This window comes from Thalassospira sp. UBA848 (genome assembly GCF_002295455.1).
Lineage (GTDB): Bacteria > Pseudomonadota > Alphaproteobacteria > Rhodospirillales > Thalassospiraceae > Thalassospira.
Window position 1 is genome coordinate 1 of the sequence record NZ_DBGS01000014.1, and the last position, 11,228, is coordinate 11,228.

The following is an 11,228-nucleotide window of genomic DNA, read 5'->3' on the forward strand; positions in this document are numbered from 1 at the left end:
TTCGAATCTCTTCGCCCGCTCCATGATGAAAGTTTCAAAAGGCCGTCCTTCGGGGCGGTCTTTTTGTTTTTGGATCAAGACTCCTGACCGTTCTTGCTTGCAAGAAAATGCGTTTTGTCGTGTGTTCTGGGTATGTCTGATCTGACCGCCGATAAATCCCCATTGTCCGGGCGCATCATCTACACTGTTGGCTATGCTGGCCACGACAGGGAAAGTTTGCTTGCCCTGTTTAGAGCGCACGGTATTACCGCTGTTGCCGATATCCGGACCTTCAAGAGATCAAGCTACTGGACGGCCTTTGACTCCGATAGCTTCGGACCGTTCCTGCGGGAAAATGGCATTGCTTATGTCTTTATGGGCGATGTGATGGGCGGAAAGCCGCAAATGCCTGAACTTTATCCCGACGGGCAGCTTGATTATGGCCTGATGGCAGAGCGGTCTGACTTCAAATCGGGCATTGAACGGCTTGTGGCCGGGGCAGGGAAATACCGAATCTGCCTGATGTGTGCCGAGAAGGACCCGCTGGACTGTCATCGCACCCTTCTGATTGCCCCGGCTTTAAAGGATGCCGGCTTTGATTTGCACCATCTGGTCGATGGGCGGGTTGAAGCCCAGTCCGAAACCGATGCACGCATGATTGCGATCAATGGCGGGGATGCACCCGATCTGTTTGTTGCTGCGGAACCAGACCCGGATGCCGAGATCAAGCTGGCACTTGCCCGTCAGATCAAGCGCGTTGCTCCCAAGGCTGATGACGCGATCAAGCGGCGCTAACGTGCCGCCTAGCCCATGATGTTGTAGCCACCATCAATATGGACAACATCGCCGGTCAATGATTTGGCCCGATCACTGGCAAGAAACGCTGCCAGTTCGCCGATTTCATCAATGGTGACCAGACGATGCGACGGCGCACGATCTGTGGCTTTGTCCATCAGGTGCTGAAATTCGGCAATTCCGGAGGCCGCACGGGTCAAAAGCGGGCCGGGTGAAATCGCATGGCAACGAATACCCTTGGGGCCAAGTTCGGCAGCCATATAACGGGTCATGCTTTCCAGTGCTGCCTTGACCGGGCCCATGACGCCGTAATGATCAATGACCCGTTCTGACCCCATATACGTCACGGTCAGAAGCGCGCCGCCATCACGCATGAGCGGTTCTGACCGTTTGGCAAGTCGTGCAAAGGAATGGCATGAAATATCCATCGCCGCCATAAACCCGTCGCGCGAACAATCGACGACACGTCCATGAAGGTCATCTGCCGGGGCAAAGGCGATGGAATGCAGGATAAAATCAAGCTTTCCCCATTTCTGTTCTATTTCGGCAAACAGCGCGTCTTCCTGTGCCTGTTCGCGGACGTCAAGCGGGGCAAAGATTGGCGCATCAATTTCCCGGGCCAATGGTTCGACAAATCGTCTGGCCTTGTCGTTAAGGTAGGTCACGGCAAGCTCTGCGCCTTCGCGTTTGAAAACGCGGGCACATCCCCAGGCGATGGACATTTCATTGGCAATTCCGACGATCAGCCCTTTTTTGCCTTCAAGCATGTTGCTGTTCCTTTTCGGATCATGTGCGACTGCGAAGTAACCGGTAAAATGGGTCGTCTTTCAAAGTGTACCGGGTTTTGCGCTGCAAAAAAGTGCAAAATTCTGTGACAATCACGCCTTGTCGATGATTTTGCGGTTACATGCTAGTCTGTTGGTTAAATGAATTTTTTTTGTGCAGAAGCATAGTTTTTAGGCAGATGATCCGTTATGTGTAGGCTTACGGGCGCGCGGGGTTTTCAGGTGCCTTCATGATGGAAAATCCCGCTCTACGTCCCAAATAAAGCAAAATCAGTGGTGTGTTGCACCGGTCGCAAAGATCGGTGTTTCGGTTCTGGCAAACAGAGCCGGGAAAAAGGGAAATTGGTCATGAAAGCCCGAAACGGCGACCCAAAACGGGAAGTCATCGACAAGGTTGTCGAGAAAATCCATCAGCGAATGTCTGGCGAAATGGCGAAGGATGCAGAAGCATTCGTTCGCCTTTTTTATAAGGATGTTCCGCCTGACGACATGGCGGGTCGATCTGTCGACTCGCTTTATGGCGCGGCACTCACACTATACAAATTTGCGCAAAAGCGCCCTGCGGCAGATACCGCCAAGATAAGGGTCTATAACCCCGATCTTGAAGAACATGGCTGGACGTCTGATCACACCGTGATCGAAATCAACAATACCGACATGCCGTTTCTGGTGGACTCGGTGACAGCCGCCCTGCATGAACTTGATCTGACGGTGCATCTTGTCATTCACCCGATCATGCGCATTGCGCGTGATGACAATGGTGATTTGCAGCGTGTTGCCGGTGTTGAGGAAACCAACGATCCGCGTGAATCGGTCATGCATGTCGAAATCGACGAACAGACCGACAAGAACGTGCTCGCAAAGGTTCATGATCGGCTTGAAAACTGCCTGACAGACGTCGCGCTTGCCGTGCGTGACTGGCAGCCGATGCTTAAAAAGGTCACCGATGTTCTTGATGAAATCGGCGAGATCAAGGCAGATGCGTCCGATGATGACCGCCGCGAAGTACAGGATTTCCTTGGTTGGCTGCATAATGATCACTTCACCTTCCTGGGGTATCGGGAATACCGCTTCAAAAGCGGTGGCAAAAAGTCCCAGGTCGATGTTGAGGTAAAAAATCAGCTCGGCATTCTGTCGCGTGAGGGAACCCACGTCTTTGACGAGCTGCGCCAGATCGGCAACCTGTCGCCAGAAGTTCAGGACTTCGTCACCAAGCCAAACCTGTTGATGGTGACCAAGGCCAACAAGCAATCGACCGTCCACCGTTCAGTGCATCTTGATACGATTGTCGTCAAACAGTTCGACGCCAAGGGCAAGGTGGTTGGGCAGCACCTGTTTGTCGGTCTGTTTACCTCGGTCGCCTATAACCTCAGCCCGCGCCTTATCCCGCTTCTGCGGATGAAACTGGCCGAAACGATCAAACGTGCTGGCTTCCCGCCAGCAAGTCACGATGGCAAGGCGCTGGTCAATATCCTTGAAACCTATCCGCGTGATGAGCTTTTCCAGGTTGATCTGGATGATCTGTATCATACGTGCATGGGCATCCTGCACCTTCAGGAGCGCCAGCGTATCGCACTGTTCGTGCGCCGCGATGCCTTTGAGCGGTTTGTCTCCTGCCAGCTGTTCTGTCCGCGTGATCGCTTTACCACCAAGCTGCGTCTGAAGTTCCAGGCGGTGATTGAAAATGCCTTTGATGGCAAGGTCACCGCCCACTACACCCTGATCGGGGACAGCCCGCTTGCGCGTTTGCATCTGCTGGTCAAAACCAATCCGGGGGAGCTGCCCGAATACAGCGTGCCCAATATTGAACGCCAACTGGTCGAAGCGGCCCGTGACTGGTCCGATACCCTGCGTCAGGTTCTTGTCCGTGAACTGGGCGAGGAACGCGGTTTGGCGCTACATCGTCGCTATGGTGAAAGCTTCTCGACCGATTATCGTGAACGTTTCACGGTCGAAAGTGCCGAACTTGATATCGAACGCATCGAAGAAGTCATTAATGCCAGTGACTTGCGGGTGAACCTGTATCGCCCGATCGAAGCCGCCGAGAACGAGCTGCGCTTCAAGATCTATAATCCCGGCGCACCTGTGCCGCTCTCGGATGTCCTGCCCATGCTTGAAAACATGGGCCTTAAGGTCATCACAGAGAACCCGTTCACGGTCAGTCCGCGTGATGTTGATACCGATGTCCGTATTCATGATTTCGGGGTAGAGGTCGACGGCGAATTCAGCCTCCATGACGTGCGCAACAAGTTCCAGGAGCTGTTTGTCCGTATCTGGCATGGCGAGGTTGAAAATGATGCCTTCAACCGTCTTGTCCTTCTGGGCAACCTGCATTGGCGCGAAGTGGTGATCCTGCGTGCCTATGCGCGCTACACCCGCCAGACGGGGTCTGCCTTCTCGCAGGCCTATATGGCCAAGACCCTTGCCAATAACCCGGCACTGGCATCAGCCCTTGTATCGCTGTTTGTGGCGCGCTTTGATCCGGATCGCGATGCAGATCAGACCTCCGAGGTCGAGGCAATTGAAGCCGATATCATCAGCCGTCTTGAAGACGTGATGAACCCGGACGAAGATCGCATCTTGCGGGCCTTCCTTAACCTCGTGCAAGCAACGCTCCGCACCAACTTCTTCCAGTATGACGCGGATGGACATCCGAAATCCTATCTGTCGGTCAAATTTAACTCCGGCATGATCGAAGATTTGCCGCTGCCCCGGCCGTGGCGTGAAATCTTTGTCTATTCCCCCAGGGTCGAAGCCGTTCACCTGCGCGGCGGTCCGGTCGCGCGTGGCGGCATTCGCTGGTCAGACCGTCAGGAAGATTTCCGCACCGAAATCCTCGGTCTGGTCAAAGCCCAGATGGTCAAGAATGCGGTGATCGTGCCGGTCGGCTCCAAGGGCGGCTTTGTTGTCAAACGCCCGCCGGTCGATGGCACGCGTGAAGCGTTCCTTGAAGAAGGCATCGCCTGCTATAAAACCCTGATGAGCGGGATGCTTGATATCACCGATAATATCGTTGCCGGTGAAATCGTGGCACCCAAACGTGTCCGCCGTCTGGATGATGATGATCCCTATCTGGTTGTCGCGGCCGACAAGGGCACGGCGACATTTTCGGACATCGCCAATGGTGTCGCGCGTGATTATGGCTTCTGGCTTGATGATGCCTTTGCCTCGGGTGGCTCGCAGGGCTATGACCACAAGAAAATGGGCATTACCGCCCGTGGTGCGTGGGAGTCGGTCAAGCGCCACTTCCGCGAAATGGGCAAGAACATCCAGACCACGCCGTTTACCGTAGCGGGTGTTGGCGATATGTCGGGCGATGTGTTTGGCAACGGTATGTTGCTGTCCGAACAGATCAAGCTTGTGGCTGCCTTTAACCACATGCACATCTTTGTCGATCCGGACCCGGACCCGGTCAAAAGCTTTGCCGAGCGCAAACGCCTGTTTGAGATGCCGCGTTCCAGCTGGGCCGACTATGACAAGAAAACCCTGTCAAAGGGCGGGGATATCTTTGATCGCAAGGCCAAGACCCTTGATCCGTCACCCGAAGTCCGCAAGGTGCTGGGGCTTGGCAGTGGCAAGATCACCCCGGCTGAGATGATGAAGGCCATCCTGAAGTCCGACGTCGAACTTCTGTGGTTTGGCGGTATCGGGACCTATATCAAGTCCAGTGTTGAAACCAACGCCGATGCCGGTGACCGGGCCAACGATGCCATCCGCATCAATGGTCGCGAAGTCCGCGCAAAGGTCGTCGGCGAGGGGGCCAACCTTGGCGCGACCCAGCGGGGCCGTATTGAATATGCGCATGTTGGTGGTCGCCTCAATACCGATGCAATTGATAACGCGGCGGGCGTGAACTGCTCGGACCACGAGGTCAATATCAAGATCCTTGTGGGCGAAGTGGTCGCGGCGGGCGATATGACCGAGAAGCAGCGTAACAAGTTGCTGGTCGATATGACTGATGAGGTCGGCGATCTGGTGCTGCGCGATAACTATCTGCAAAGCCAGGCGATCTCGAATGCCGATGCGGAAAGTGCCGATATCCTTGATGCACAGGTCCGCTTGATCCGCATGCTGGAACGTGAAGGGCGACTGAACCGCGAAATCGAATATCTTCCCGATGACGAGGAACTTACCCGTCGTGCCAATGCGCATGAGGGCCTGACGCGTCCGGAAGTCTCGGTTCTCATGCCCTATGCGAAATTGTGGCTCTATGACGAAATTCTTGAGTCCGATTTGCCCGATGATCCGGTTCTGGTCGAGGAACTGGTGCGTTATTTCCCGACGGCATTGCGCAAAAAATACGCCGATGCGATTTCGAACCATCGTTTGAGACGTGAAATTATCGCAACCGTGGCGACCAACAGCCTGGTCAACCGGGTTGGTGGCACCTTTGTCCATGACATGATGGAAGCCACCGGCATGTCGGCAGTTGATGTGTCGCGTGGTTATCTGATCACGCGTGCGGTCTTCGGGCTTCGCGACTTGTGGGACGGCATCGAGGCGCTTGATAACGTCGTGCTGGCCAAGCTGCAGACCAGCATGTTCCGCGAAATCAATCGCATGGTAAACGATGTGACCCTTTGGTTCCTGCGCAATTGCGAGGAACTTAATGTCGGTGCCAAGATCGAAATGTTCCGCCCGGCGGTTTCCAAGGTCATCGCATGCTTCGAGGAAATCGTGCCCGAGGACGCCGCTGCCCGCAAGGCGCTGGCAGACAAGTCTAAATCACTCGTCGCACAGGGTGTCCCCGAAGACATCGCGTGGCGGGTGGCATCAGCTGCGCAAATGGTTGCCATCTGTGATGTGGTCCGCATCGCAGAGGCAACCGGACGCGACGTGATCGAAGTGTCTGCGACCTACTTCGCGGTCGGTGCACGCTTCCAGCTGGGTCTGATGCGTTCCGCTGCCGAGTCCATCGAAGCCGATACCTATTGGCAGAAACTGGCCCGCGCAGCTGTGATTGATGACCTGTTTGGCCATCAGCGCGAACTGACCCGTTCGGTTCTCGCAGCAGGTAAGAAAGGCACATCAGGATCTGATCTGCTTGATATCTGGGTTCAGGATCGCCAGCGCGGCTGTGCGCGGTGCGATGATCTGATCAATGAGCTGCGCTCGGCCGGTCAGATCGATCTTGCCATGATCACAGTCGCAAACCGCCAGATCCGGGCCCTGACCGGGGCGTGATCAGGGCGTTGCCCGGGCAATTGCCCAATAGTGACCAAAGAAGCGAAGGGCGCCAATTGTTGGCGCCCTTCTTTCATTGTTGTTGGTCGGCTTCAAACGCGGTGCGGACCATTTCGACATACATGTCGTTGTCGATGTTGCGGATCGGTCCCTGCCATGTCCCCGCTTCGACGGGCGAGGGCGCGTTCCAGTCAATCTCGGGCTGTTGGGGCATGTTTTCGGCTGCTGGCCAGCGACTGCCGCCAAACAGCTCCTCGCGATAATCCGCCATTGTGCCCATGGTGTCGGCGTCGCCTTGGGTGACGGTCAGGCGGTCGCCATACTTCCGGCGAAGCTCATTTTCCACGCGGGTCTCGACGAATTCATCAAGCTCATCACCCGTCAGACCCAGTTTCTCGCCATCATTCTTGGCTGTACTGTATTCAAACGCGTAGTTCATGCCGTTCGAGATCTTGGCGTTATCACTGCCAAAAACGGCGGTCAGCTGCCCATCAAGGTAAAACGCGCGCGTTACCTCGGTATCGGCATGTTCATCCAGCCAGTTTTTAAGGTTGTTCTCGGCCGTTTTTTGGGTCTGGCTGAATTCTGCCTGGCGTTCTTTCCAGAGTGCTTTCCATTCTTCGACGGAATAGTCATCGCTATATTCACCGGTCTGGTTGTCTATCGGGCGTGGCGGCGTCAGCAACTGCGCCCCGACCAGCGAGTATTGCCCATTAATATTGATCATTATGTTTCTCCTGATGCTCGAATCCCCGCGGGGGATCATCCAAGCAACTTGAGGGCCATTTTGCTGTGTGGATTGAAAAGCCTTGGATATCCGCACCAAGCCGCCGTCACGGCAAATCGCGCGGATGGAAAATCACGCCATATCAGGCGTTTAAAGGGCACAAACTTCCCACACCTTGGGCTAGTGCGTATATACATTTGTGGAATGATTGGTCCAAAATTGCCCAGTGCGTCTCTACCAGTGCGTCTCTAAATGTGGAATCCGCATGTGGCATTGGCATGGGTGTGCTCTCCAATCAGAGCGAAACTGGGTCGTAACATACCGGTTCATCGGCTGAAATGACGGTTCTGCATGCCTTGTGCTAAGCCACAGAAACAAAATGAAATCCTGTCATTTAGCTGCCACGTTCATATGACCTATTTACAATATTAGCGGGGTATTTCTTGAAAAATACCAACCGGTATGTATATCTGGCTTATACAAAAAGGACAGGTAAAGGTTATGAGGAACGCAGAAGAAACCCGGATCAAGCTGCTTGAAACAGCCATGGAGCTGCTGGCAACGCGGAGCTATCACGATGTGGGTGTCAGTGATGTGTGCAAGCATGCCGGTGTGACAAAGGGCGCGTTCTATCATCACTTTGACAGCAAGGCGGAGCTGTTTGTCGCAGCCGCACGTCATCATTGGGAAAAAGGCAAGGGTGAGCTTCGCGCCATCTTTTCACCCGATGTTTCGCCGCTTGAGCAGTTGAACGGCTATATCGAGCTGATGTGCAACAAACAGGAATTCAATACGGTTCCTGGCGAAAGCGAAGTCTGCGTATGCCCGATCTTTACCGCCGGTGGTCAGGTCGGGCCGGAAGATGTCGCCATCCAGAACTGTTCGCGTGAGCTGGCCGAAGAGCATATCAAATACCTGGCCTCCATGGTGCGCGGTCTGAAAGGCGAAGGCATGCTCGCCGAAGACGGCGATGTCGCGACTCTGGCGCGCCTGATTTTCCAGTTTGTTCACGGCCTGCTGACATATGGCCAGGTTTTCAAGGATATTGATACCGTTCGGTCTGATATCCGTACCGGCATCTGCCGCATCCTTAATTTGCAGTGCAAATACAGGGATGTGAAGGGTGAGGATGCTGCCTGATACCCTGCTGAACTTCCGAATTTAGAGAAGGAAAAGAAAATTTTTCTCTAAATTTACTTGCAAACATACCGATCGGTATCCATCCTTCTTTCAAACGGGCCGCGAGTGCGCGGCGTAACCTATTTGGAAGATGGAATGATGCAGTCTCGATCAAAACGCAAAATTTTGCTGCCGGCAGCTGTCATGGCGCTGGCCGTTGCCGCCGGTGGATATGGCCTGCATATCACCGGTTCCGCCGCTGATGAGGTCGCGGCTCAAACGGAACAACCCGCACCCCCGGCAACACCGGTAACCGTATCGGGTGTCAAAAGCCAGTCTGTCCGCCTCTGGAGCAACTTTTCCGGCCGCCTGAGCGCGGTGGAGGAAGTTCAGCTGCGCCCGCAGGTCAGCGGCGCAATTGTCGAAATCCGCTTTGAAGATGGTCAGCAGGTCAAAAAGGGGGACATTCTTGCGGTCATTGATCCGCGCAGCTATCAGGCCGCCGTCGATGAAGCCCGCGCCGAGCTTGCCGCTGCCCGTCAGAACCTGTCATTGGCGGCAAAGGAAAAGGAACGCGCGGAAAAGCTCGTCTCGAACGGCACAGTATCAAAGCGCGTCTATGACGAGCGTTTAAGTGCTTATCAGGTCGCGCAAAGCGATGTCAGCCGCACAAAGGCAAAGCTTGAGCTGGCAGAGATCGAACTTGACCACGCCTATGTCAAGGCGCCGATTGACGGCCGCGTCAGCCGTGTGGAGCTTACTGTCGGCAATCAGGTTAATGCCGGTGCCAATGCGCCGGTTCTGACCACCATCGTCTCGACCGACAAGATCTATGCCGACTTTGATCTGGATGAGCAGACCTTCTTTGCCAGCCTTGGCGATAGCGGCAAGATTGACGATGCCGCGCAACACATTCCGGTCAACATGACCCTGTCGAACGGGCGTCAGATTTCCGGACATGTGCACAGCTTCGACAACCGGATCGATGCCCGCACCGGCACCATCCGGACGCGCGCACTTTTCGACAATCTTGATGGCAGCCTGATACCGGGCACCTTTGCCAGCCTTGAAGTCGGCACCCTTGGCGAGAACGACGTCATCATGATCTCGCCCGAAGCGATCAGCACCGATCAGGATCGTAAATTCGTTTATGTCGTAGCCCCCGACAATACCGTTGCCTATCGCCAGGTTACGCTGGGTGCCGAGCTTGACGGCAAGCGGATCATTTCATCTGGTCTTGAGGTCGGCGAGCTGGTGATTGTCAACGGCATCATGAAAGTCCGCCCCGGCATGGCGGTCGCCCCTGAAATCCTGCAGGCCTCTGCATCCTGAGGGATGCGGAGCCGCACGTAAGCAAGGCTGACTGTCATGCAAAATTTGTCCAGACTTTTCGTGGATCGCCCGATCTTTGCCGGTGTTCTGTCCGTCCTGATATTGTTGGCAGGCCTGATTGCCATGTGGCGTTTGCCGATCTCCGAGTATCCGGAAGTCGTCCCGCCGTCGATCGTTGTCGAAGCCAAATTCCCCGGCGCCAACCCCGCCGAAATATCCGACACTGTCGCATCCCCGCTTGAAGAACAAATCAACGGGGTCGAGGGGATGCTTTATATCAACTCGCTTGCCACCACCGATGGCAATCTGTCACTTACCGTGACCTTTGAAATCGGAACCGACCCCGATCTGGCCCAGCAAAAAATCCAGAACCGTGTGTCGCAGGCCGAACCGCGCTTGCCTGATATCGTACGCCAGCTTGGCGTAACGGTGTCCAAGCGTTCACCGGATCTGACCATGGTTGTCCATTTGCGTTCCCCCAATGAACGCTATGACATGCTGTATCTGCGCAACTACGCGACACTGAATGTGCGTGACCGTCTGGCACGTATCACCGGTGTCGGGCAGGTCGGACTGTTTGGGTCGGGCGATTACGCGATGCGCGTCTGGCTCAACCCCGACAAGGTTGCCGAACGCAACCTGACGGCGGGCGAAGTGGTTTCGGCCATCCAAAGCCAGAACGTACAGGTCGCCGCCGGGATTATCGGGGGCGCGCCCTATGACAGCGGCGTACAGTTCCAGCTGCCGATCAATATCAGTGGTCGTTTGGAAAGCCCGGAAGAATTCGAAAACATCATCGTCAAACGCGAAGCGGATGGTACCGTCACACGTCTGGGCGATGTTGCCCGTGTTGAAATGGAAGCCCAGCAATATGCGCTGCGTTCCCTGCTTGATAACAAGCCTGCGGTCGCGATCCCGATCTTTGCATCACCGGGCTCGAACGCGCTCGATATTTCAAGCAACGTCCGCGCGACGATGGAAGAACTCAAACAGGGCTTCCCCGAAGATCTGGATTATTCCATCGTTTACGACCCGACCGTGTTTGTGCGCGGCTCGATCAAGTCGGTGATCATGACCCTGCTCGAAGCAGTTGCGCTTGTTGTTGTCGTGGTCACCGTCTTCTTGCAGACGTGGCGTGCGTCGATCATTCCGTTGCTGGCCGTGCCGGTATCAATCATTGGTACCTTCGCGCTGATGCTGTTGATGGGCTTCTCGATCAACGTGCTGTCGTTGTTTGGTTTGATTTTGGCCATCGGGATTGTGGTTGATGACGCGATTGTCGTGGTCGAAAACGTCGAACGTAACAT

At 55.1% G+C, this 11,228-nt stretch carries 7 protein-coding genes; 5 read left to right on the forward strand and 2 right to left on the reverse strand.

The window, feature by feature from the left end:
- Positions 1 to 132 precede the first annotated feature (132 nt).
- Positions 133 to 774 (forward strand): DUF488 family protein, encoded by a 642-nt coding sequence (locus tag B2R48_RS01745; RefSeq protein WP_296997058.1) that lies wholly within the window; start codon positions 133 to 135, stop codon positions 772 to 774.
- An 8-nt stretch (positions 775 to 782) separates the two neighbouring features.
- Here B2R48_RS01745 and fabI read toward each other — a convergent pair whose 3' ends face one another.
- Entirely contained in the window at positions 783 to 1,541 is a 759-nt protein-coding gene (gene fabI, locus B2R48_RS01750) for an enoyl-ACP reductase FabI (protein ID WP_296997060.1), read from the reverse strand.
- Positions 1,542 to 1,907: 366 nt separating this feature from the next.
- On the opposite strand from fabI, the gene B2R48_RS01755 reads away from it, so the two are divergent.
- The gene (locus B2R48_RS01755; protein ID WP_296997063.1) at positions 1,908 to 6,743 is read left to right on the forward strand and encodes an NAD-glutamate dehydrogenase; all 4,836 of its coding nucleotides are present in this window, start codon (positions 1,908 to 1,910) and stop codon (positions 6,741 to 6,743) included.
- A 73-nt stretch (positions 6,744 to 6,816) separates the two neighbouring features.
- Here B2R48_RS01755 and B2R48_RS01760 read toward each other — a convergent pair whose 3' ends face one another.
- Entirely contained in the window at positions 6,817 to 7,470 is a 654-nt protein-coding gene (locus B2R48_RS01760) for a hypothetical protein (RefSeq protein ID WP_296997066.1), read from the reverse strand.
- A 501-nt stretch (positions 7,471 to 7,971) separates the two neighbouring features.
- Here B2R48_RS01760 and B2R48_RS01765 point away from each other — a divergent pair.
- From B2R48_RS01765 to B2R48_RS01775, 3 genes are all read left to right on the forward strand, one after another.
- On the forward strand, positions 7,972 to 8,610 hold the full coding sequence (locus B2R48_RS01765) for a TetR/AcrR family transcriptional regulator (protein ID WP_296997068.1): 639 nt from the start codon (positions 7,972 to 7,974) through the stop codon (positions 8,608 to 8,610).
- A 135-nt stretch (positions 8,611 to 8,745) separates the two neighbouring features.
- Complete coding sequence (locus B2R48_RS01770) at positions 8,746 to 9,921, forward strand: efflux RND transporter periplasmic adaptor subunit (RefSeq protein WP_296997071.1); 1,176 nt, start codon at positions 8,746 to 8,748, stop codon at positions 9,919 to 9,921.
- 36 nt (positions 9,922 to 9,957) lie between these two features.
- Positions 9,958 to 11,228, forward strand: a 1,271-nt coding sequence (locus B2R48_RS01775; RefSeq protein WP_296997073.1) for an efflux RND transporter permease subunit, incomplete at its 3' end; no start/stop codon positions are given.